The sequence below is a fragment of the Salinicoccus halitifaciens genome (assembly GCF_021026095.1).
In the GTDB taxonomy this organism is placed as follows: Bacteria; Bacillota; Bacilli; order Staphylococcales; family Salinicoccaceae; genus Lacicoccus; species Lacicoccus halitifaciens.
The window spans coordinates 16,717-39,750 of record NZ_JAJNCU010000001.1 but is presented as its reverse complement, the minus strand read 5'-3'; the positions used below and the strand labels follow the sequence as shown (position 1 = coordinate 39,750).

General features: G+C 44.7%; 21 protein-coding genes. 2 read left to right on the top strand and 19 right to left on the bottom strand.

Annotated elements, in window-relative coordinates:
• Positions 1-8: 8 nt before the first annotated feature.
• Genes LPW40_RS00180 through LPW40_RS00170 form a run of 3 tightly spaced genes read right to left on the bottom strand, consistent with a single transcriptional unit; the run spans position 9 to position 3,052 of the window.
• Entirely contained in the window at positions 9-452 is a 444-nt protein-coding gene (locus LPW40_RS00180; RefSeq protein WP_230820227.1) for a tripartite tricarboxylate transporter TctB family protein, read from the bottom strand.
• Positions 449-1,936 carry a tripartite tricarboxylate transporter permease gene (locus LPW40_RS00175; protein ID WP_230820226.1) on the bottom strand — a complete coding sequence of 496 codons (1,488 nt, stop codon included), beginning with the start codon at positions 1,934-1,936 and terminating at the stop codon, positions 449-451. The genes LPW40_RS00180 and LPW40_RS00175 overlap by 4 nt, the downstream gene beginning before the upstream one ends.
• 12 nt (positions 1,937-1,948) lie before the next feature.
• A complete protein-coding gene (locus LPW40_RS00170) occupies positions 1,949-3,052 on the bottom strand; it encodes a type 2 periplasmic-binding domain-containing protein (protein WP_230820225.1) in 1,104 nt (367 codons plus the stop codon).
• Positions 3,053-3,219: 167 nt separating this feature from the next.
• Between LPW40_RS00170 and LPW40_RS00165 the strand changes: the two genes are divergently transcribed.
• Positions 3,220-4,089 carry a LysR family transcriptional regulator gene (locus tag LPW40_RS00165; protein WP_230820224.1) on the top strand — a complete coding sequence of 290 codons (870 nt, stop codon included), beginning with the start codon at positions 3,220-3,222 and terminating at the stop codon, positions 4,087-4,089.
• A gap of 40 nt (positions 4,090-4,129) precedes the next feature.
• On the opposite strand, the gene tcuA is transcribed toward LPW40_RS00165, so the two are convergent.
• Both tcuA and LPW40_RS00155 read right to left on the bottom strand, forming a co-directional pair.
• Positions 4,130-5,626, bottom strand: a complete 1,497-nt coding sequence (gene tcuA / locus LPW40_RS00160) for an FAD-dependent tricarballylate dehydrogenase TcuA (protein WP_230820223.1) — start codon at positions 5,624-5,626, stop codon at positions 4,130-4,132.
• Positions 5,627-5,798: 172 nt separating this feature from the next.
• A complete protein-coding gene (locus LPW40_RS00155) occupies positions 5,799-6,326 on the bottom strand; it encodes a DUF6241 domain-containing protein (RefSeq protein ID WP_230820222.1) in 528 nt (175 codons plus the stop codon).
• A 714-nt stretch (positions 6,327-7,040) separates the two neighbouring features.
• On the opposite strand from LPW40_RS00155, the gene LPW40_RS00150 reads away from it, so the two are divergent.
• The gene (locus tag LPW40_RS00150) at positions 7,041-7,901 is read left to right on the top strand and encodes a DUF4393 domain-containing protein (protein WP_230820221.1); all 861 of its coding nucleotides are present in this window, start codon (positions 7,041-7,043) and stop codon (positions 7,899-7,901) included.
• Between the two features lie 152 nt (positions 7,902-8,053).
• On the opposite strand, the gene LPW40_RS00145 is transcribed toward LPW40_RS00150, so the two are convergent.
• From LPW40_RS00145 to LPW40_RS00080, 14 genes are all read right to left on the bottom strand, one after another.
• Positions 8,054-9,196 (bottom strand): O-antigen ligase family protein, encoded by a 1,143-nt coding sequence (locus tag LPW40_RS00145; RefSeq protein ID WP_230820220.1) that lies wholly within the window; start codon positions 9,194-9,196, stop codon positions 8,054-8,056.
• Between the two features lie 206 nt (positions 9,197-9,402).
• The gene (locus LPW40_RS00140; protein WP_230820219.1) at positions 9,403-11,427 is read right to left on the bottom strand and encodes an acyltransferase family protein; all 2,025 of its coding nucleotides are present in this window, start codon (positions 11,425-11,427) and stop codon (positions 9,403-9,405) included.
• Positions 11,428-11,782: 355 nt separating this feature from the next.
• Positions 11,783-12,556, bottom strand: coding sequence for a 2-keto-4-pentenoate hydratase (locus LPW40_RS00135; protein WP_230820217.1), 774 nt, complete (start codon positions 12,554-12,556; stop codon positions 11,783-11,785).
• A gap of 15 nt (positions 12,557-12,571) precedes the next feature.
• On the bottom strand, positions 12,572-13,399 hold the full coding sequence (locus tag LPW40_RS00130) for an FAD synthetase family protein (protein ID WP_230820216.1): 828 nt from the start codon (positions 13,397-13,399) through the stop codon (positions 12,572-12,574).
• A 31-nt stretch (positions 13,400-13,430) separates the two neighbouring features.
• On the bottom strand, positions 13,431-13,907 hold the full coding sequence (locus tag LPW40_RS00125) for a flavin reductase family protein (protein ID WP_230820215.1): 477 nt from the start codon (positions 13,905-13,907) through the stop codon (positions 13,431-13,433).
• A gap of 36 nt (positions 13,908-13,943) precedes the next feature.
• Positions 13,944-14,738 carry a 2-keto-4-pentenoate hydratase gene (locus LPW40_RS00120; RefSeq protein ID WP_230820213.1) on the bottom strand — a complete coding sequence of 265 codons (795 nt, stop codon included), beginning with the start codon at positions 14,736-14,738 and terminating at the stop codon, positions 13,944-13,946.
• A gap of 66 nt (positions 14,739-14,804) precedes the next feature.
• Positions 14,805-16,271: an aldehyde dehydrogenase gene (locus tag LPW40_RS00115; protein WP_230820212.1), complete on the bottom strand. Its 1,467-nt coding sequence runs from the start codon at positions 16,269-16,271 to the stop codon at positions 14,805-14,807.
• 9 nt (positions 16,272-16,280) lie between these two features.
• Positions 16,281-16,736: a RidA family protein gene (locus tag LPW40_RS00110; protein ID WP_230820211.1), complete on the bottom strand. Its 456-nt coding sequence runs from the start codon at positions 16,734-16,736 to the stop codon at positions 16,281-16,283.
• Positions 16,717-17,745 (bottom strand): amidohydrolase family protein, encoded by a 1,029-nt coding sequence (locus LPW40_RS00105; RefSeq protein ID WP_230820210.1) that lies wholly within the window; start codon positions 17,743-17,745, stop codon positions 16,717-16,719. The genes LPW40_RS00110 and LPW40_RS00105 overlap by 20 nt, the downstream gene beginning before the upstream one ends.
• Positions 17,730-18,269, bottom strand: coding sequence for a 3-hydroxyanthranilate 3,4-dioxygenase (locus LPW40_RS00100; RefSeq protein WP_230820209.1), 540 nt, complete (start codon positions 18,267-18,269; stop codon positions 17,730-17,732). The genes LPW40_RS00105 and LPW40_RS00100 overlap by 16 nt, the downstream gene beginning before the upstream one ends.
• A gap of 73 nt (positions 18,270-18,342) precedes the next feature.
• Positions 18,343-19,836, bottom strand: coding sequence for a 4-hydroxyphenylacetate 3-hydroxylase family protein (locus LPW40_RS00095; protein ID WP_230820208.1), 1,494 nt, complete (start codon positions 19,834-19,836; stop codon positions 18,343-18,345).
• A gap of 296 nt (positions 19,837-20,132) precedes the next feature.
• Entirely contained in the window at positions 20,133-21,410 is a 1,278-nt protein-coding gene (locus tag LPW40_RS00090; protein ID WP_230820207.1) for a TRAP transporter large permease, read from the bottom strand.
• A complete protein-coding gene (locus tag LPW40_RS00085) occupies positions 21,407-21,892 on the bottom strand; it encodes a TRAP transporter small permease (protein WP_230820206.1) in 486 nt (161 codons plus the stop codon). Before LPW40_RS00085 ends, LPW40_RS00090 begins: the two co-directional genes overlap by 4 nt.
• Positions 21,893-21,970: 78 nt before the next feature.
• The gene (locus LPW40_RS00080; protein WP_230820205.1) at positions 21,971-23,026 is read right to left on the bottom strand and encodes a TRAP transporter substrate-binding protein; all 1,056 of its coding nucleotides are present in this window, start codon (positions 23,024-23,026) and stop codon (positions 21,971-21,973) included.
• Positions 23,027-23,034: the final 8 nt, after the last annotated feature.

Sequence of the window (23,034 nt, the reverse complement as noted above, 5' to 3'; positions counted from 1 at the left end):
CTTTTCTCCTATAGTCCGAGCAGGCTCGCCGGCCACTCGATGTTGATTGCTGCGCTCAAATATGTCACGACGACAAGCGTGATGGCCATGGACACTAAAGACTGCATCACCTTCATGCGGGATTCGTATATCAGGAATACGAACAGGAAGACTGCGGTCGCTATGATGAATCCGAAGACATAGATCAGCAGCAGATAGCCGAGCACCCATACGACGTAACGCAATGGTTTAAGTATCTGTATATGCTCTGCGCGTTCCTCCGCCGACGTCTCCTTCCTGTAATCAATCAGCGTCTTCAACAGATATACGAGCGATAAGGTCGAACCTGCGAGTGATATATATAATGGAAAGAACTGCGCCAGCCGGGTGAATGTCAGCGCCTCGATCCAGGCGAGGGTGAACATGACGAATATGAAGCCGGTGAATAATATATTGGCCAAAGCTTTGTTCATCGGCTTTCACCTCCACTTTCTATCCTTCTACTGAACCGCTTCATGATGGCGCCTCCTGTCAGGAGCACGATGATGACCACCGCAAGGATGATCACCAGCGGATTGGTGATCCATTCCCAGCCGTACCGTTCAATGGATATCCAATAGTATCTTTCAGCCGACATCGCAAGGACGAAACCGATGAGGAGCGGCGGCCTCGGCCAGTCGAGTATGGTCATGAGATAGCCGAACAGTCCGATAATGACGAATACGACAAGATCGCCCCAGGACAATGAACTCTGATATGCGCCGATGACGAGCAGCACCAGCAGGAACGGCACGATCATTTCACCGCTGATCGTACTGAGTTTAGAGATCGGCCGTATCAACATCAGGCATAGTATTGCACCGAATATGTTCGCGAATACAAGTGTCCATACTATTGAAAGTGTCACGTCCAAGTTCGTCGTGATCATGGACGGTCCCGCTTCAAGCCCCATCAGCGTGAGTCCACCGAGCAGTATTGCGGTCGTCCCGCTCCCCGGTATGCCGAATAAAAGCGTCGGGATCATCGATCCGCCCTCTTTTGCGTTGTTTGCACTTTCAGGTGCGATGACACCCCGGATGTCCCCTTCGCCGAAGGTGTTGTTCTTCACGGTCTTTTTACCGAAGCCGTAGGCGATCCAGTCGACGACGCTGCCACCGAGGCCCGGTATGAAACCGATGATGACCCCGATGACTGCACTCCGTGCCATGAGGAATTTATTCTTCAATGAAGTCATCACACCCTGCAGGGCGCCGCCTTCAAGCTTTGCGACTTCAGACACTTTCTTCTTTTCCGTAAGCATTGTAATGATGATCGGGAAGGCGAATATCGCCATGGCCACCACCGGCAGCGACAATCCCTGCGTCAAATACAATGAGTCGAAAGTATAACGGTATTCCGGCACCGCAGGTGCACTGCCGATTGCACCGAGCAGCAGACCGACCAGGCCTGCAAGAATGCCTTTGAAAACCGATTTTCCTGCCAGGAGTCCCGTCATGCTGAGCCCGAGCATCGTCAGCATGAACAGTTCAGGTGAGCTGAATGCTGTGATCAAGGGTTCTGCGAACGGGATCGTGAGGAACAGAGCGATGCCGCCGATGACCCCGCCGACGAGCGAACTGAAGAACGCCGCCCCCATCGCTTTTGCGGCCTTACCCTGCTGTGCGAGCGGATAGCCGTCCATGATGGTTGCCTGGGAGCCGGAAGTGCCGGGTATGCCAAGCAGTATGGAGGGGAACGTGTCCCCGGTCTGTATGACCGCGACCATGCCGATGAGTAGGGCGATCCCTACATAAGGGTCCATCCCGAAGACGAACGGCAGCAGCAATGCCATACCCACCGTGCCGCTCAGCCCCGGCAAAAGACCCACGACGATGCCGATTCCGATGCCTAGGAACATATAAATGAGCCGTGAAGGATCAAGTACGATCGCCAATGCTTCAATTGCGCTTTCTATCATAATGAACCCCTCCTAGAGCTCTGTAATATCCAGATCGTATTTTTCAAGCAGGTAATCCTGTATCAGTGTCTTACTGCTTTCGGAAACATTGAACGCTTCGTCAATCTGTTTCTGCAGCGCATCACCGGACAGGACATCGTAGCCTTCAAGCACGGTTTCCGAGTTTTCTATAAAATCTTCGTCCTGTCTGATGCCTTCGGCCCCATCCTGCAGGCGGGCGATTGATTCCACCGGTGCATCTTCATGGACCCAGATGACTTTATTCAAAGTATATGCGGCATTCACCATCTGCTTGTACGCCTCCCATACTTCACCGGACGGTGCTTCGCCGTATTGGTCAATATAAACTTCCTCCACCGTCGGCAGCTCCGGGAACTGCGGATCCCTTACAAGGTCGCCGTTCTGATCGATCTGTCCGAGACTGTACAAAGGTTCGGCCGTGCCGTTCTCCACAAGCGGCTTGACGTTGTTGTTGTAGGCAGAGGTCGTCTGGTAATCCAGATTGCTCTCACCCTGCTCGAATGCAACACGTGACGGGCCGCGTCCGCCGTAGCCGAGTACACCATGGAAATTGAGGTCGAGCACTTCATATGACAACAGCGTCACGAGGTCCAGTCCGCTCGGTGAAATGCCTGCGTAATAAAGCGGCTCCTCGAAACTCGTCAAATCCTCCCTGAACTGTTCGGCTTTCTCAGGTGTGGTGTAGACGACACCGCCCATTGGCGAGCCGATGATCGGCTTCATGTTTTTGAAATCATAGTTCACGGAAGACTGATCCAGCATATAAGGGATATGCGAGGAAGCACTGGATGTCAGCAAATGGCTGCCGTCCTTCGGCTTCGACTGCGCAAATTCATTCGTCCCCGTGATGCTTCCCCCGCCCGGGATATTCTCGACCTGCACCAGCGGATTCCCTTCCATCTGGTCCGAGAAATATGGTGTGAAAAAGCGGCCGAATATATCGGTGCCGCCTCCTGCCTCAAAAGGCACGACGAATGTCAAAAGGTTGTGCCCGGCCGGATCCTCTTCCCCGCTGCCGCTCGTGGTCAGCGGATTCAATGCCATAAGCGCGCCGCATAAAAATATTATCGATATCATCAAAGATAGTTTTTTCATATTCATCCATCCCCCTGAATGTTATAGACATAGAGTAACCGCTTACATTACATAAGTGAAATATTGATATTTTATCCGATACGATAAAATAATTTGATAACCCTGTGTTTATAAGCCATAATGATATATGAGTTAACAAAATATTTTAAATATTCAAGGTGATATCGATGGACTATAAAGATTGGCATATGCTGAACATACTGCATGAAGAGAAGAATATAACGAAGACGGCGGAACGTTTGTACGTCTCCCAGCCTTCCCTAAGCTACAGGCTGAAGAACCTTGAGGAGGAAATCGGGGCGGGACTCATCATCAAGACGCGGAGCGGCATCGAGTTCACTGCGGAAGGTGAATACCTCGTCGCCTATGCCCGCGATATGCTGAAAGCGTTCATGGTCATGAAGGACAACATCAATAATATGGAGGGCGAAATCGCAGGTACATTGAAGATCGGCGTCTCGAGCAACTTTGCACAGTATGTGCTGCCGGACCTGCTCAAAAGCTTCTCGCTCAAATACCCGAAAGTCCGCTTCAACGTTCAGACCGGCTGGAGCAGTGCCATCCACAGCGCCTTATCCAGAGGCAATATCCATATCGGCATACTGCGCACGGACTACCCGGGCCATAAACATAAGACACTTTTAAATAAAGAACCCCTCTACATCATCTCCCAGGAGAAGCTTGACCTTAAGCAGCTTCCGGGACATCGGCAGATCCGGTACAGCACCGACACCTCCCTAAAGGAAACGATTCAGCACTGGTGGGCCGATACATATGCCACGCCCGCCACCATCGAAATGGAGGTCGACCGGCTGGAAACGAGCAAGGAACTGGTGAAGCGCGGCCTCGGCTACACCATCGTACCCGCCATCTGTTTAAAAGAAGAAGACCATCTGCACAAAGAACCGGTCCTGGATTCGGAAGGTGCGCCGATCACACGTGACACCTGGCTCATGTACAATGCTGATGTCCAGCACCTTGTGACTGTGGATAAGTTCATCACCCACATGCAGGAGTGGGGAAATATCAATCACTAAAAAAGCGCGCTGCCTCATGGCTAGCGCGCTTCACTATTAATTATATCCCTGCCGGCTGCTTCAAATATTCTTTGACGGAATCCCCTGCCGTCCTTCCGAAGACGGAACCGGACATGAGGCCCGAACCGCCCGGATAGTTATGATGGAACAGGTCCCCGACCATTTCCCCGGCCGCATAGAGGCCGTCGATTTTCTCACCGTTCTCATCCAGCGCTTCGGCATGCTCGTTCACTTTGACCGCACCGAATGTGAATGTGATGCCGCATGTGACCGGATAGGCATAGAATGGCCCCTCTTCGAACTTCAATGCCCAGTTCGTCTTATCGACATCCAAACCTTTGGTCGACTTGCCGTCCTTCACACCCGGGTTGTAGTCGCCGTCCTGGACCGCCGCATTGTATCCTTTGATGGTCTGAAGGAAGTTCTCCTTATCCACGCCCATCTTCTCAGCCAATTCCTCCACTGTATCAGCTTTAATCATCGTCGCCTCTTCAAGGTCGTACTCTTTCCTGAGCAGGTGTCTCACCTGGGAATCATAAATCTGGAATGCCTTCTGATCCGTCTGCTTCAGCGTTTCCTTGCCGTACTTGGCATAAGTATAGTTTCTGAAATCCAGACCTTCATCGACGAAGCGTTCACCTTCCACGTTCACGATCAGACCCAATGGATACGAGGACTTTTTATAAATGTCGCCCGGTTTACTGTAATCTCCAGTACGTGGTGAATTGTAATCCGTCGTATGCGCATGGCATCCGTCATACTGTCCTGACTTCGCTACACCCACACCCAGTGCCATGGAAATACCGTCGCCAGTATTGTACTCACTGCCGCGGACGACCGCATTTTCCCACTGCGGGCCCAAGTGCTCCGCACGCTTCTCCTTGTTCGCTTCAAATCCGCCGCACGCAAGAATCACAGAACGGCATTCCACGAGCACTTCACCAAACTCCTTACTGTCTACATGGACGCCTGAAATCTTTCCATCCGTCTTTTCAACGGAGACCGCCGGCGATTCGTACCAGATATCGATGCCGCGCTCCTCAGCTTTATCAAACAATGCCTCCACAAGACCGATGCCCTTGTTCACCGTCTTGATCGGCAGGCCGCCCCAGAACACCTTTTTGCCATCCTTCTCGAAGTACTGGTTTTCGTTGAGCTGGAACTCGACGCCCTGCTCCTTCATCCAAAGGATTGTCTCATAGGATTTCGAGCTGAGGTGACCCGCCAGAGCCGGATCACTTTTCTCCTGGGTCACCTTCATGATGTCCCCGTAGTAATCCTCCTCCATGTATTCCGGAAGTTCTATTTCCTCAAGCTCCGATTCACTTAAGCTATCAATGACACGGCTTAAACCTTCCTTATCACCGTAGGCCGTACGGATCGCACCATCTGTGAAGAATGAGTTGCCCCCACGCTTATGCTTCGGCCCCTTCTCCACCATCAGCACCTTCAAACCATCTTCGCCTGCACTCAGCGCTGCACTCAAAGCCGCGTTTCCTGTACCCACTACCACTACATCATAATTATAATTTGTCATTTTCATACCCCTCACTGAAATTGATAACTCAAGGATAGGATATATTCGGTGATAAGTGAAATACCGGATTTGTATAGAGTGTGATAAAAATATTTAATAACACTTAAGGTGCAGTCTTCCCCGACTACTTTTTTTGCTTTTCCAAAATGAAAAAAGCAGGCCGATGGCCTGCTCACTCAAAATGTCTTTCAATATATTCCTCTTCTTCTTCCGGTGTCATCAGACCTGTAGCCTTACCGACATTGCCGTTCTGTTCAGTCCATATAATGTTGTGCACCTGAACGGCATTCGAGAAGTCGCCTTCCATCCAATCTTCAAGAGCTCTCATATAAAATTTCCTGTAGGTATAATCCGATGCCTCGGCTGTTTCATACATCTGCTCGATACGCTCATCTGTGATTGCAAGGCTCCCCCACTTTGGTGAGGCTCTGACCTTCTGATGGGTCATATGGTGAAGATCGTCTGCGAATTGCTGCTCACTCGGCAGGCCATCATCCATTGATTCATCGGATACATTAAACTCTCCGTCCGAACCGGCATCGGCCAGTTCCGCAAGTTCTTCGTCCTCTTCAGGCATTTCCGACTCATCCGGAGAAGACTGACCGAAAACACTCCCGATGCCGCTTCTCACTTCGGAGAAGTTGAGTGCGATGACACTGGCAAGGACCACCCCAATCACCGTAATGAAGCTTAAAGTCAATAAAACCATCCTAGTGAACCTTGGCATGAAAACGTCCTTTCTCATCATTGTTTTAACTTGTATTTTTTACCATAATACAGTTTAACATTGAACGGCTTAAAATAAAATGACCCTGTCCTTACAAAAACTTTAAAAAATACCCACGCCTCTTGGCATGGGCAAACTCACTCAATGATTCTATTATATATATCTTCTTTTTTCCTCCCGGATAACTTCAAGCAGATGACTCACTATCACAAACAACAATATCACCGGGCTGAAGTAGACGAACATGAAAAGGTAAATAGATTCGGAGTGCTAATTAAGATAAGATCTTAAAAATACTCATCAGTATTTCTTACTAAAATAATAAGCAATAAATCTTGAAAGAGAAATAAATTTAATTCAGTAATAATTTTTCAAATTTATTATAGGTATTTCGTAATTGACTTTAACGTAAGAGAAAAGCTTAAATACTATTACAGTAGATTTCTTAAAATTCTAAATAATACATGTTATATTTGAAGAAATGTTAGAATTTATAATCCTATCTTTATATATTTCACAAAGAAAAAGTATCAGAATAGATATTCTAGATTTTTAGAAACTCAATAAAGATAAAATCCAAACTATGACTTTAGAATTGGACAAAGTTAAAATTAAAAGAGTAGTTATGGACTGTTATTTTCAAAATGATATTATAATTTTTTGAAACTAAGAGGCGGAGGAAGAAAAATGGATGAAAATAATTTAGGATATGGTGCAACAAAAGCTTTTTTAGATAAATTCGCAGGCAAAGCTGCGGAAAAACCTGCAGAAACATTTGGAGCAGCCTGGGATTATGCATTCGGTTGGGTAAATTTTGCCAGTGCTAAGAAACAAGCGATCCGTCAAAAAGATTTAGAAAAATTTCTTTTAACAATTGGTGATAATATATCAGAAATACCTGACGAAAATATCCAGGAACCTAAACTTAGCCTTATTGGACCAGCCTTAGAAAGTACTAAATATTATATAGATGAAAAGGATTTAAGAGAGTTGTTTATCAACTTAATATCAAGGTCAATGGACAATAGATATAACAAAGAAGTTAATCATGCTTTCGTAGAGGTTATTAAACAATTATCTCCTATTGATGCTTATCTTTTTAAAAAGATGAATAAGTCAACGATTCCGGTGGCTCGTTATCTTCTAAAATTTGAGGATTTAAGTAGTATTTATTTAAATAATTATTTTATAATAGATGATATGTTCGACTCTGATCAAACTGCTATTAGTTTAAGTAATTTGCAAAGAGTAGGATTAATCAATATCCCACCTGGCAAACCTTTGAAAAAGAAAACTTTTTATGATCCCTATTATAATACTCAAGAATATTTTGATATTAAGTCTAACGATAGTATTATAAAATCTAAAGAAGCTATTGATCGTTTATTAGATGAATTTGGTGGAGATGAAGAAAAAGTCATCCAGACCTTAGGAATGACACGTGAGATTTTCGATAGCACTAAACAGTTCAGAGAAGTTGATGTTGATAAAACTCATGCTTCTGTAACTAGTTTCGGTACTGCATTTTACAATGTTTGTATAGAGTAATCATTTTTTGTAAAATATTATGATTTGTTGTTAAACATCTTGAGTTTCAAAATGCTTAATTACTTTATTATTCACCTCAATTATTCTAGGAGACATCTCACACAAAAAAGTTATTAACATTTTCATTTAAAGAACAAGATAAACACCTACACTCATCTAAATGGGTGCAGGTGTTTAAAATAATTTATATCCGCTGTCTCTATCATATAACTCACTATCGCAAACAACAGTATCACCGGGCTGAAGTAAACAAACATGAAAAGGTAATTGTACTCCGTCATCCCAATCAGGATGAATGTGAAGATGTACAGTGCGATATGAAATGTCCTGACCGACCTCAACGCAATGATCAACGCCCCGATAAGCAACACGGTAAACAGCAGAGTGGTGATGAGGCCGTACCGTCCCAATGTATCAAAAAATATATTGTGCACATGGAGCAGTGATGTAAAGTCGATATAGTCACGCCCCTCACCGAACCATGACATATTATCCACGACATGCATCCACGGCTCGAACCTGCCGGAGGTCAGCTGATTCAAATCCGTCCCATCGGAAGTGATGCTGCCGCCGATGAAGAAATTGTATATCGGTCTGATGAATGCGATGATCACCCCGAGAAGCACTGCTGCCAAAACAATAAAGAACCGTCTCCTGTCCCGTCCTGACTTCTGATATAAATTGATGTAAATCAGCTGGATCACAGTGACCACCACAAACACCGCAATCGCAGTTCTGCTGTGTGTCATTACCAGCAGCAGTGCAAATGCCGGCAGGCCGTAATACAACATGGCTTTATTACTCCTCGGCAGGAACATCAATCCAGCAGTATAGATCAATACGAATGTCGCACCGGTCTCATTCAGGACATGCGGCTGCAACAGCAACGCCGGCAGACTGATCAAGGCTGAAATCACTATGATAGTTAAAAGTTCCCTCGGCAGCCTGAAGCAGAACATGACCGACAGCATCACAAGCACGAACCCTTCCGTCCATACGAAGTCCCGGTTCACGACCATGCTGATGAAGATGCTGAGGACGTACAAGCTCCATACTGTTATAAATAAAAATCTCGTCTGATTCATTTCAACTTTCGAATTTTTAAAGAGGTATGCCAGGATCACGATGAGTATCAGGATGAAGAACGGTGTCTGGTCCTGTCCTATGATCAGCTCCTGAACACCTGCGAAATCCACCATGATGAGGTTCGTGATGATGAAGATCAGGGTGAATATGAATGTCAGTACGATACCTTCATTGCTTGAGAATATCCGCTTCATTTCCTGCATGTCCATAACCGTCCACCCCGCCTTCATCGTTATACTATCATGTACCCGCTGTAATTATGTAAGTAAACTATACTGAAATAAATAAAACCATCCTGGCCGTACACTCCCCATCAGTTGAATATCTGTTTCTGTCCACGCAAAAACACCTCCGGGACTCGGTACCTGATTCATTGTACCATTTCGGAGGTGTTTTATATTGTTTTAAACAGTTTCTAGCGCTCCAAGCTCTCAAGCTTCTCCATCAGATCTTCCCTGACTATCGGACCCATGGACTCAGCATAGCTGTTCGACATATGGAAGCCGTCGAAATAGACGATTGTCTTGCCGATGATGGCCGGACAGCTGCCGTCCGGACAGAAGTATTCGGAGTAGTCATATTCTGTGACGTTTCCGGGTTTATTTTCCACCCTGCTCCATTTGCTCGGTTGCGGGACGTATTCTTCTGCAGGGATTACACAGTCTTCATGATCGACATTTTCAGGATTTGCGCATATGTTCATATCGAACAGCGGGCGCGGATTGTTCCTGATGCCGAATATTTCAACGTCGTGCTTCTCCAGTTCCCGGTACAAATCGACCCTTTCAGGTTCGACTTCCGGCACGCTTCCATCCCCCACGTCCGTATTGACGATAATCAGGTCCGCATCGAGCTCGATCACCTTTTCTTTCGCCATCTGGTTCCATTCAAGGCAGTCCGGCGACATTTCCTCACCGACACCTTCCCCGTTGAAGCGGCAGCTGATCTTGGTGATGTTATAGATCTTGATTTCCTCTTCCTGCGCGAAGGTCTGCAGTGTACCCAGCCACGGCACGACATGCGACCCGCCGACCAGTATCACTTCATATTTCGGATCTTCCAGATCCCCATATTCACATACCGGGAGTTCCTTCTGTCCGTCTTCATGATGGCAGCCGATTTCATAGGTGTCGGCGACATCGCCATCCAGGTTCGCTGGCCTCGGCAGCAGCGGGGTGTCGGCATCATAAGTAATGTCTATATCATTTTCCACCGCCATCGCTCCCGGAAAATCCTGCGCCGAATCTGTCGTGCTTTCAGCGACATTGTTCTGGAGTGAACCGACCCACGCCGTGTTGGCTATGACCGCCGGAAGTGCCATCATCACCAGGACGGTGGCCACCTTCGGCCGGTAGTTCTTTATTCCTTTTATGCTTCTGATTGGTTTTTCAACGACATTCGTCACAATCCATGACAATCCAAATGACACCAGGATAATGAGGATACCGTGAAGCACTGGTATATCTCGCGTCTCCATCACCACATAATAAAATGCCACAATCGGCCAATGCCATAAGTACAGGCCGTATGAATAGCCGCCGAGTTTCCTCATAGGTCCGGAACCGAGGAATTTCTCCACTCCGAATCTTGTCGGATTCTCTCCTGCGGCGAGGATCAGTATTGCCGCCAATACCGGCCAGAGGGCGACGTAACCTGGAAACTGTCCGCCTACATCCAAAAGCACACCGCAGCTGACGAGGGCAGCGAGACCGAACCATCCGACCATGCCGCTCATCCAGTACGGAAGTTTGATTTTGGTGATGAACAGGAACAACAGACCGCCGAGGGCGAATTCCCATACTCGTGTCCTTGTATCGAAATATGCGAAAGGCTGGTTCACTTCCGTGAGATAAACGGAAAAACCAAAGGAGACAACCGTCAGGGCAGTGAGTATGATGAACAGCGTCTTTTTGATTTCCCCTCTCAGCTTCCGACTGATCCAGAGTGCGAGCATAATGATGAAGAACCAGATGATATAAAACTGACCCTGGATGCTCATGGCCCAGAAGTGCTGCACCGGGCTTTTCGCATTTGATTGGTCCAGATAATCGGTATTCGATATGGCGAGCTGCCAGTTTTCAAGATACAGAATTGAAGCGAAGACTTCTTTGATCGTCTGCATCCACTGTGTTTCAGGCAAAATGAAGTAGCTTACGATGATCACGGTGAAAAGTACGGTGAAAGCGGCGGGAAACAGCCTTTTGGCAAGACCCAGTATGAAGTCGAAGAAATTGACTGTACCGTCTTTCCTGACTTTCGATAACAAAGAAGCAGTAATGAGGAAACCCGATACGACGAAAAATACATCCACACCGCCCGACACCCTCTGCATCCAAATGTGATAAACCGCGACAAGCAGTGCTGCGACGATACGCAACCCTTCAATTTCAGGTCTGAAGCGCTTTCTTTCCATATCGAGTTCGGAGCTTGACTTTGTCATCATAACACCTTCTTTTCATTTTGCTGAATAGTTGATGTAATTATACATCATAATTAATTGAAATTTCAATTAAATTTTAAAAATAATTAATTTATGTGAAATAAAATTCAGTTAACGTAAATCTTTTATCAATAAAAAAATGATGTACCCTTATGGATACATCACTTTCTCAACTTATAAATTACACTCATGCCTGTGTTAACTGCGTATGAGGAACATGGACGAAAAGCTACAAAGGATTCAAATTAAAACAACCATATTCTCATGGGTGCTTTCTCATTTCTGTATATAAATTTTATAAGAGACCAGTATCTAATGCGAAATTAAAATATCTTCGATAGGAATGTTAGTGTACTTAAAATTCAACCTTGACCGAGCCAAGATTCTCAAAATGCGCTTCGAATATATCACCAGCGTCCACATCCATGGCTTTGGTCAGTGATCCGGCCAGCACGACTTCGCCTTTTTTCAAGCCGATATCGTACTCGTCGAGGGACTTCGCAAGCCATACGACGGCTTCCAGCGGGTTGCCGAGCACCGCGCTGCCATAGCCTTTGTCGATCTTCATGCCGTTTTTGAAGATCTCCATCCGTTCAGCCGGCAGGTCGATATCGTCAAGCTTCAGCTGCTTTTCACCGAGCAGTGCACCGGCGGAGGAACCGTTATCGGACACCGTATCCTCGAACTTGATCTTCCAGTCGGCGATCCGGCTGTCGATGAGTTCTGCGGCCGGCACCGCATAATCGATGTAGTCCGCCGCATTATCCGCTGTGATATTCGCAGCATCGATGTCTTCTTTCAGCACGAAGGCGATCTCGAATTCGATCCTCGGCTGAATGAACCGGCCGACATCGATTTTCTCGCCTTCCTTGTAGATCATATCATCGAAGATATGGCCGTAATCCGGCTGGTCGACGCCGAGCATCTCCTGCATGGCCTTGGACGTCAGGCCGATCTTCTTGCCTTTGACGACCGCGCCGTCATCCATCCGGCGTTCGGCATATTTCAGCTGGACCGCATAAGCATCCGCAGCTGTGAGCTCCGGATGCCTTTCGGTGAGCGGCTGGATGGGTACGCCCGTCTTTTCTGCTTCATATATTTCATCTGCTAATTTCTTGATATCTGGCATTATGCTGATCTCCTTCTACACGGTGGCATATTGCTTGTACGCAAATGCAGCTGTTTTATTGAACCATGTGATCTTGATATTCCTGTTGTTGAAATGCTTCAACAGCGTCTTGTCGGTAAAGCCGATATGGTTGTTCTCATTATCCACATATAATGTACAGTTCAGCTTGTGGAACCGCGATTCGAGCATCACGTCATAGTAGCCGCTCTCCGGCAGTATGAATGCCGGCTGATGCTGGAAGTAGCCGTTCGAAATGCGGGTATGGGTGGTGAAAGGCCTGCCCATCAGCTCTTCCACTTTCTGCATGCGCCCGGTGAGGATCATCTCCCGGATCAGCGTCGAGCTCACTTTCTCGCCCTGGCATTCCACTTTGCCGACCTCTGTCGCTGTGATCCGGCGGCCGGATGTTTCGTAGAGCGTACCGATCTTCCCTGCGCCTTTGGAACCGTACGTGAAATCGAACCCTGCCACGGCATGCACCGTGCCGAACTTATAGAGATATTCTTCGATATACTCCTCCGGCGGCAGCGCGGCGAAGGCTTTGGTGAAATTGACGATATAGAACCGGTCCACGCCCATCGCTTCCAGCGCTTTCGCCTTCTCATCGAGCGTCATCAGGTACTGGATGACGATTTTGCCGTTTGAGAGCACCGTCTTGGGATGAGGAAAGAAACTCATGACATCGAGCGATACGTTCTTCTCATCCGCGACTGCCTTGGCTGTATCAATGACATGTTGATGACCTTTATGCACCCCGTCGAAAAAGCCGAGTGCGACAACATTTTCCCTTGAATGTGTTTGCCAATACTGCAGATTGGTATCTTTCAGGTGTATGATTTCCATTTCCAACATCCCCTTTAAGGTTTAAATATAATTATTTAACTTCTTCCATAGCTTCCAGTCTTCTGTATTTTCCGCAGTTGAAAATCAACGGATCCGCTTCTGTCATAGCCAAGTCATTGACTTTTCCGATGAAGAGAACATGGTCCCCTTCGGTGTGTTCGTTGTACACTTCGCATGACAATTGGCAGACTGCGTTTTCCACGACCGGCACACCGGCGAGTTCATCGAATTCGAACTTATCCTCGAACTGCTTCTGGCCTGCAAAGCGCATGGATTCTTCCTGCTGCTCACAAGACAACACGTTGACCGAGAATTTGCCGCTCTCCCTGATGCGCTCCAGCATCTTTGCTTTGTCTCCGATTGAGATGACGATGAGTTTTGGATCGAGTGAGACCGACATGAATGCATTGGCTGTCATGCCGTAAGTTTCACCGTCCACCTCTGTTGCGATTACGTTGACACCTGTAGCAAATTTACCCATTGCATTTCTAAACTGACGATCATCCATGATACCACTCCTTCAAGTATTTGAATTACTTCCGCTCTATTCGGAGAATGATGCCTTAATTGCCCCAATATAGTCAAATTCAGCTGAAATAGTGTCTCCAGGTTCAACTGTGACAGCTTCAGTGATGGCACCACTGAGCACAATATCACCTTTCTTGAAGCCACCTCCATTTTCAATCAGCAGATTCGCTGCCCAAGCCATAGCTGTGAGCGGATGTCCCAATACAGCTGAACTTACACCGGTTTGTACTGTTACTTCATTTTTATCCATAGACATCTGAATATTACCTAAATCAATTTCTTCATTTAATAAAGTTTTTTCGCCGACCAAAAATTTAGAAGAAGAACAATTATCCGCTACTACATCAACAAGAGTAAACTTAAAATCTTTATATCTGCTGTCGATAATTTCTAAGGCAGGCGCTATATACTTTGTCGCTTTTAAAATATCATCTTCGGAGATATTACTCCCAACTATATCTTCCTCTATGAAAAAAGCGATTTCCGGTTCAATTTTGGGGTGAATCAAATCTGAACAACTGATTGGCTGATCGCTTTCCTCTCTCATGTCGGCATGTAAATCTCCATAAATCGGCTCATTCACGCCCATCATTTCTTGTTTCGCTTTACTGGTCAACCCTAGCTTTATGCCGACTTTTTCCGTATTGTTTTCTTTTATTCGCTTTTCCAGTAACCCTTTTTGAATCTTATAAGCCTGTTCTATATTCAGTTCGGGATATTCGTTTGTTATTTTAAGTACTTCATGTGCGTCTCTTTCCGCATACAATAAGTACTCAATAATTTCGCTATTAATCTCCTCAGTAACTTTCATTTCCGCACCTTCACTTCTATTTATAATAGATTATATTGATTCAATAAATACTTCATATTAAGCCTTTTATTTTTTCATTGTGATTGTTTTAATTTCAGAATAGAAGTCAAAGCTATATTTGCCGCCTTCTCTGCCGATTCCGCTATCCTTGGAGCCACCGAAAGGTGTACGTAAATCACGTATGTACCAGCAGTTGACCCATAATAAACCTGAATCGACAGCAGAAGTGACTCGCTGAGCTTTTCTTAAGTCATTCGTCCAGACCACCCCTGCTAAACCATATATGGAATCATTGGCTATATCGATTGCTTCCTGTTCGTCCTTAAAAGGAATGACAACAGCGACGGGGCCAAATATTTCCTCCTGGGCAATCCTCATTTTATTGTCTACATCATAAACGACTGTAGGCTGATAATAATTACCATTCTCAAATTCTTTTACTCTCTCTCCGCCATATGCGATCTTAGCACCCTCATCCAATCCTAACTGGACGTAGTATTCTACAGTGCCCAATTGGTCCTTAGATACTATAGCTCCCATATCTGTCTCTTCATCCAGGGGATCGCCGACCTTTATCTTCTTAACCCTCTCGACGAACCTGTCCAGGAATTGTTGATAGACTTTTTCCTCCACAAGGATTCTTGATCCGGCCAAACAGATTTCTCCTTGATTTCTGAAGATGGCTTCTATGGAACCTTCAACTGCTTCATCAAGATCAGCATCTTCAAAAATTATATTGGCTGATTTACCCCCTAGCTCTAAAGAAACAGGAGTTAAACTTTTCGCTGCGTTTTGCATAACAGTCTTTCCAGTTTCTGTTTCTCCTACAAAAGAGAGTCTTTTTACTTTCGGGTTGACTGACATTTCTGTACCTACCACGCTACCCGAACCGGTGATGATATTGAGTACACCTGGCGGCAGCCCCGCTTCGTTTGCAATTTCTCCGAGCTTCAGTGCACTGAGCGGTGTATTGGAAGCTGGTTTTATCACTACGGTGTTTCCAACTGCGAGCGCCGCTGATGCTTTCCATGTCATTTGCATGAAAGGTAGGTTCCATGGGATTATCAAACTCGTGACCCCGGCTGGATTATACTGGGAATATGAATAATAATTATTCATTTCATAATATTCCTGCGTGATATATTTAATCATTTCTGCAAAGAATCTGAAATTGGAGGCTGACCTTGGTATATCAAAACCTTTGCTTTCACTAATTGGTTTACCCACGTCCATCGTTTCAATGTATGCCAGTTCATCTAGTTTTTCCAAAATCAAGTCTGACATTTTACACAGAATTTTGGATCTTTCCTCCACTGGCATCTTACTCCAGATTCCGCTTTCAAATGTGCGGTGAGCAATATCAATGGCCCGTTTGGTGTCTGTGATATCCGCTTTAGCCACTGAAGCCAGTTTTTCATTCGTGGCTGGGTTGATAGTATCGAAAGTTTCACCTGTATGAGAATCCACATATTCACCATCGATAAATAACTTTGCATCTTCAATAAGTTTTATATTCCCTACTTCAATGTTCATTTTATCCTCCTACTCTTTTACTTCGACGACCATCTCGATTTCAATTGCCGTGTTGTTCGGTAACTGTGCCATCCCAACTGCTGAACGGCTGTGTTTCCCTTTCTCAGAAAATAATTCTTCCAAAAGGTCAGAAGCTCCATTTGCTACTTTAGGCTGTTCGATAAACTCTTCGGTCGAGTTGATCATGACCAACAGCTTTAAGAATTTGTTAACTTTACCAAGGTCGCCCAGCTCATTTTTTAAGACAGCTAAGAGATTAAGCATGGACTGACGCGCTGCGAGGTAGCCTTCTTCGGTCGTCAATTCACGCCCCAGCTTTCCATGGTATTCGTCCACACCTTGACCAGCTGTGAAAATCAGATTACCGCTTCTCATGCAACTGACATAACTGCCGACAGCAGGACGCAGAGCAGGAAGTTTCAAACCCATTTCCTCTAGTTGTTCTTCAGGACTTTTTGTTTGCATGAAGAAGTGCCTCCTTATCAATATTCAGAAAATCAAGTGCATTCAGGCCAAGTACTGCTTCTCTTTCCTCATCGGCGAGCTCAGGCGTATCATCAATGACTTTTCCAGGGGGAATTTCACGTAACAGGAAAGGATAATCCGATCCCATGACAACATTCGTATAGCCGAACTTTTCAATTAGATACTTTAAATTCTGTGGACTATAATTCAAGGAATCAAAATAAAAGTTCTTGGTGTAATGACTTGGTGGTTTACTGGTTTTTCTCAAGTCCGGCCATACTTCCCAGCCTTGATCCAACCTTGGGAGTATATATGGAAAAGAACCGCCACCGTGTGCAAAGCACACTTTCAAATCTGGGAACTTTTCGATGACTCCGCCGTTAATAAGGCTGGCAGCAGCAAGTGCCGTCTCACTCGGCATGCCGACGGTATACATGAAATTATGTCGCGGCATCCTTTCCCTTCCCAACGTTTCCCACGGATGAACAAACAAAGGGACTTCCCACTCTTCTGCTTTTTTGAAAAACTCGGTGAATGCAGGATCATCAAGGTTTTTCCCATTAATATTGGTGCCAATTTCTATACCTTTCAAACCCAATTCATATTTACAACGTTCCATCTCTCTTATGGAGACTTCAGTATCTTGCAGTGGCACCGTCCCAAGACCGATGAAGCGATCGGGATATTGCTGCACCGTCTGTGCGATGAAATCGTTTTGTATTTTAGACATTTCTTCAGCCTGACCCGCTTCAGCCCAATAAGAGAAGGTTACAGGGATTGGCGACAACACTTGAATGTCGACGCCTTCCCTATCCATATCTTCAATCCGCTTCTCGGGACTCCAAACTTGATCAGTCACTTCCCGAAAAACTTTACCTTCCACCATAATGTTCGCTCCGCAAGAGCATGTTTTTTCCAATGTCGGCCATTTTCCGTCCCCAAACTTTTCTACAAAGTCAGGAATTTCCTCAGGGATGATATGGGTATGAAAATCTACTCTGGTTTCCATAGTTCAACTTCCTCCGACATGACATGGCCACAATTGTCACAAGTTCTCAGTTCTTTACTGGAGTTGAATTCATCGATGGCCCCCTTGATCTGAACAGCAATATCTGTCAGTTCCATTGTGGCTCTGTGCATTTCATGGTTGCAGTTTTCACAGTACCAGACCATGTCTTCCTGCACCCCTTCGCCTCTGTTTTCTTCTATGACCATGCCAATTGTGTCAGCAACACGGTGTGGTGAATGCGGGACATTGGCCGGGAGCATGAATACTTCCCCTTCCTTAACCTCAACGACTTCACGATTTCCTTCATCATTGATAATTTCCACATAACAGTCGCCCTTAATCTGATAGAAGAATTCCTCCGCTGGGCTGACGTGGAAATCACGTCTTCTATTCGGTCCCCCGACCATCATTACAATCATATTCGAACCTGGGAACATTTCTTTGTTGTTGACAGGTGGCTGTAATTTATCCTCGTTTTCAACAATCCATCCTTGTAAACTTTCTGCTTTGAATTCTCTAACCATAAGTAAAACCTCCATAATATATAATTTATTTTTTTGCTTAATCCTAAAGTTTCTCTGTTTATCTTTTTATTATTTAATTAGCTGTTTGAGTTTTACCATACTCTGAAAGCTCTGCACCCTCTTGTAATGCTCTTTCCACTCTTGGATAAGTCGGATTTTTCTTTTTATGTGCATTGTAGAACATACCCATTTTCCTGACAGGGTCTCCTGAATAATATCTCTCATACTGGACCAGTCTTTGACCAAATGCTTCACCACATAAATCCCAGGCCAGTTTGAACAACCTGACTCGGTCTTCTGACGTCACATCTGTTCGGCCTACATAGTATTGCTCCATTTGATCAGCAATTTCAGGATTATTAAAATCTGCTTCAGTCGGTGACATCAATAACCCTCCTGCACCGATCGTCTGTAAAATTTGAATTGCTTTTGGATATGTGTGAGGTAACAATCCCCGTATCGTTTCAAGCGGGACGATGTTCGGTCTGAGTTCTCCTGTTGCAGTCACTTCGTATTCCCTTTCTGCCGTTCTGACCAAAGCCCTGATAACTTCTGCAGATTGAATCAACTCTGAGAGTTGATTTTGTACATTTAAGAATCCATCCACTCCTATGCTGTCTGCCACAGAGCAAGCAACGTCGGAAACGAAGGAAAGCTTGGCAAGACCCCTGACAGCTGACTGATGTGAAGGCTGCTGATTGACACCTGTGCCTGCGTAAAGTCTGTTCCCTGCTTCCACGTTCTGATTGATGAAAACCCTCTCCCAAGGTACAAGAACATCATTAAATACAAGCAGAGCATCTGACTCTTCAAACCGGGAAGCCAGTGGGTGATCCCAGGTGGAACGCTCTCCAGACTGGGCTTGTTCACGACAGTATAAACGCAATCCCGGTGTGTCGATTGGAAGTGCAAATGATATTGCATATTTCTCGTCTCCAGGACTGAAGCCAGGGTAAGAGTAAATGATCACTTCGTTTGTAATAGGGGCAAGCGTGGCCAGCATTTTCGCACCTCTGACGACCAGACCTTCTTCAGTTTCCTTAACGACACCCAGATGAGTGAATTCATCCTGTTGTCCATGGGAAGACTGGCTTCTGTCATTCTGCGGATTCACAATTGCATGCGTTAAAAATAAATCATTGTCCCTGATATATTTATAATAGTTGACTATATTATCCCCATATTCTTCTCCATAATTCCTGTAGAACCAGTCATTTGCAGCCATGCCTGTCACTACTGTATTAAGAAAATCGGGCGTTCTTCCCATGAGTCCAAAAGTGGACTCGGCCCACACTTCAAATAGACGTCTTCTCATTTGAATATGTTCAGGTTCCGTCGGATTAAGGAAAGAGTTATTAATTCGCTCGCCTGTCTCCTCACAAATATGGGTGATCTCATCTTGATACTCCGGATCATGCTGCATGTCATACAACTTTGCAATCTCTTTTACTGGTTGTTCAAAGTATGGATGGTCGACCACATTTTCAATTTTCTTTCCACCTAACCAAATGTCCGGTTTTTGCTTCCTGATTGAATCGATGAACTCTTGTCCTGTTCTTATGCTCATTTAAAGATTCCTCCTCCAACTTATTCCTAAGTTATATTTAGTTTAAATATGATGCATTGAATTTCCTGATAGAGACTTAGTAAAATCAGGAAAATTCTAAATGTTAATAATTACTCCATAAAATTTTTCCTCCTTAATCTGAAATATGTATTATCTAAACTATAATGTAAGCCCTTTCATCCAACAACTTGATAATTTCACATGGTGATATTATCTGAAAATTCTTATCTAAAATATAAAAATTTTAGTTTCAATAAAAAAAGAGCAACTCCAACGAGTTGCTCAGCATGTAAAATTTATTCTGAATATAGATTGGGAATCCACAATATGGCATCTTCCCAATAAGTAATGACCAGCAACATGATGATTGCTACTACTAAAAAAGGAAACATTGACTTCAATAATCTTTCCAAGGTGACTTTAGCTATGGATGAAACTATGAACAACCCGGTTCCTACTGGCGGTGTCATTAAACCTATGGTCAAGTTGATTGTTATGATTACACCAAAATGTACAGGATCCACATCATAAATTGGCAGTAAAGGAGTAAAGACAGGCACCAGTATAATCAATGCCGCTATACCATCCAATACAGTCCCCAACAAAAGTAGCAATATATTGACCAGAAGCAGGAATACAATTGGATTTTCAGAAAGACTTAACATCGTCTCAGTAATCAACTGAGGTATTCTTTCGAAAGCGAGAATGAACCCGAACACATTCGCCATAACTATTAAAAAGGTGATGACAGCTGTACTGATTGCTGTACTTTTTAAAATTTCAGGTATATTTTTGATTTTTAGCTGTTTATAAGAAAAGCCGAGGATGACTGCAAGAATACATGCCACAGCAGCTGACTCTGTTGGCGTAAAGATGCCACTCAATATACCAAAGATGATGATGAATGGTATCAAGAGAGCTGGTATCACTTGAAAAAAATTTATTGTCATCTCCTTAACAGGCGGACGTTCACTTTTTGGAAAATTATTTTTTTTGCTTAAATATATGATGATGAGCATGAAACTCAGTCCCAGCATCACACCTGGTACAATTCCGGCGAGGAATAATGTGCCGATCGATGCGCCGCTCAATGTGCCATATATAATGAATAGCATACTTGGCGGGATGACAGGTGCGACTATGGAAGATGACAAGGTGAGCGCTGAAGCAAATCCCCGGTCATACCCTTCACGTTCCATCTCCGGCACCATAACTTTACTCATCATTGCTGCCTGTGCATTCGCCGAACCCAATATGGAGGCAAGGAACATATTAGCTATGACAGCAACATAAGCGAGTCCTCCTCTTAAATGTCCTATTATGGATTTGGAGAAAGTAATCAACCGTGTGGTTATCCCTCCGGAGTTCATCAATTCTCCTGCCAGCATGAACAAGGGAATCGCCAGCAATCCGCTGTTATTAATCCCTGAAAACATTTGCTGCGGTACAGAGTTCAGCAAATCCAGATTACCTGTCAGAAGAAGGTAGGACAATGATGAAATAATCAAGACCAACGAAATTGGCATTCCTATAAACAGAAGAAGAATGAATATAAGTATGGTTACAATGATCATACAACAGCCTCCTCCTCTTCTTGACCTTTGAATAAATTAACCAGATGATTTAGCAAATGTATGAATGCGAATGTCAATCCAACCGGGACACATGAATACGGGATCCACATAGGTATTCTCAAAGAACTGGAAGAACTTCCGGATAGAGATAAAACCCATTCAAAACTGACATAAATCAGAAGTCCTAAAAAACCTAACATCAGTATATGGGTTATGATGCTCAAAACCCTTCGCTGTGCTGCAGTGAGCCTATTTATAAAAAAGGTAAATGATGATTGCATTTTATACTTTAAACCTAAACTTCCCCCAAGAAATGTAGCCCAAGCCATCATGAATATGCTGGCTTCGCTTGCCCAATAAATGGGGTCATTTAATATGTACCTAAAAATAACATGTATAAATAGAACCAGTGTAATTCCAGCTATAAGCAAAATAGAGAGGAATTTTTCAATTGTTGCGATTAGATTGCTGATTTTCTCCATATGTCCTCCTCCTTTATATAAAAATGATACGAGATGACCATCTGTCGAAGATGATCATCTCTGCTCAAAATTACAGTGCTATCTGAATTCCCCGATAAACTCATCAATGAGAGGGTCGAGCTCTCTATACTGTGCATCAAATTCTTCTATATATGAGTCGAATGCACCATCTTCCATATTATAAAGTTCCATACCGCGATCTGTGAGCGTTTCAATATATTCTTCTTCCAAACTCGCTCTTTCCATAGTTCCATATTCGGAAGCTGCGGCCATAGATTCTTCAACTATCGCCTGGTCTTCTTCAGACATTCCCTCATACAGATTCTCGTTCATTACCATTACAGAAGGCCAGACCATATGGTTGGTCATCGCCCCGTAACCTGTAACCTCATTGAAGTTTGATGTGACAGCGGCATCCAGATCCATTTCCATTCCGTCAATGACGCCTGTTTGTGCTGACTGATAAACATCCGGAAGAGGAATAGATTCAGGGCTTGCACCTAACATGCGGTACCAGTCTTCCAGTGCGGGGCTTGGTGTCACTCTCAAAGTCAAACCTGAAATATCTTCTGGAGACTCAACTTTTTCAGTGAACATCATCGTACGGTGTCCGGAGAACATATAATCCATCGCTTTTACGCCCTGCCCGTCCAGAGTGGCCAAAATTTCAGCGGCCAGTTCTGTGTTACTTGCTTCCAAGGCTTCTTCATAGGAATCAAACAGGAATGGTGCAAACCATGCACTGAATGCATCTGATTCTGATGTTAAATGTGCATTAGTAATCAGACCAAAATCCAGAGAGCCTGATTGTATCTGCTGCATCATATCTGCGTCGTTACCCAGTTGGCCACCAGGATAAATTTCCATTGTCATCCGGCCGCCGGATCTTTCTTCAAGCTCTTCAGCAAGCTTATTTGCGCCTTCATTCCATATATGGTCATCAGGTGCTATATGTCCCAATCTGAATTCATACGTCTCACCGTCTTCGCTTGCTGCGGCATCCGCTTCTGCACTACCCTCAGCCTCTGCATTTTCCTCTGCTTCCCCATTATTTTCAGACTCACCGTTTCCGCATGCTGCCAAAACTAATACCCCAATCAACGCAAAGAATAAGTAAATATGTCGAAATTTCATAAAGCTAG